1 protein-coding gene and 1 pseudogene are annotated in these 689 nt (G+C 51.4%); one reads left to right on the top strand and one right to left on the bottom strand.

Features of this window, described 5'->3' with window-relative positions; all coding sequences use genetic code 11:
- Positions 1-76, top strand: a pseudogene (locus HG542_RS33420) (IS1 family transposase); the annotation flags it as partial.
- Between the two features lie 29 nt (positions 77-105).
- On the opposite strand, the gene HG542_RS33415 reads toward HG542_RS33420, so the two are convergent.
- Positions 106-689: Tn3 family transposase (locus HG542_RS33415; RefSeq protein ID WP_139453568.1), on the bottom strand; the 584-nt coding region annotated here is incomplete at its 5' end.

Below are 689 nucleotides of genomic sequence, written 5' to 3'. Positions count from 1 at the left end.
GGCTAAATCGCGCCAGCGCTGGCTGTTTTACGCGTATGACAGGCTCCGGAAGACGGTTGTTGCGCACGTATTGGGGTCTGACGCTCAGTGGAACGAAAACTCACGTTAAGCAACGTTTTCTGCCTCTGACGCCTCTTTTAATGGTCTCAGATGTCCTTTGGTCACCAGTTCTGCCAGCGTGAAGGAATAATGGCCGAGCATATTGATATGTCCGTGGCAAAGCGGGGAGAGGCGTGCGATATCTTCATCATTCAGTGTTTCACCCTGCGCCCGGAGATGATCCAGGGCTGCCTGCATATAAATAGTGTTCCATAACACGACGGCGTTAGTGACCAGCCCCAGTGCGCCCAGTTGATCTTCCTGACCGTCGGTATATCGTTTTCTTATCTCACCTTTTTGACCGTGACAGATGGCTCTGGCAACGGCATGGCGACTTTCTCCCCGATTAAGCTGGGTCAGAATGCGCCGGCGGTAATCTTCATCATCAATATAATTAAGCAGATACAGCGTTTTGTTGATGCGCCCCACTTCAATGATTGCCTGAGTCAGTCCGGAAGGACGTTCACTTTTCAGCAATGAACGGACCAGCACTGAAGCCTGTACTTTGCCCAGCTTCAGGGAGCCAGCGGTCCGGATCATTTCGTCCCACTGAAGGACTATTTTTGGCACTGTTGCAAAGTTAGCGATGA

Origin of the sequence: Streptomyces morookaense (assembly GCF_013030945.1) — a bacterium.
Lineage (GTDB): Bacteria > Actinomycetota > Actinomycetes > Streptomycetales > Streptomycetaceae > Streptomyces > Streptomyces morookaensis.
Note: the sequence above shows the minus strand (reverse complement) of the source record. Positions and strands in the feature narration are given on the sequence as shown.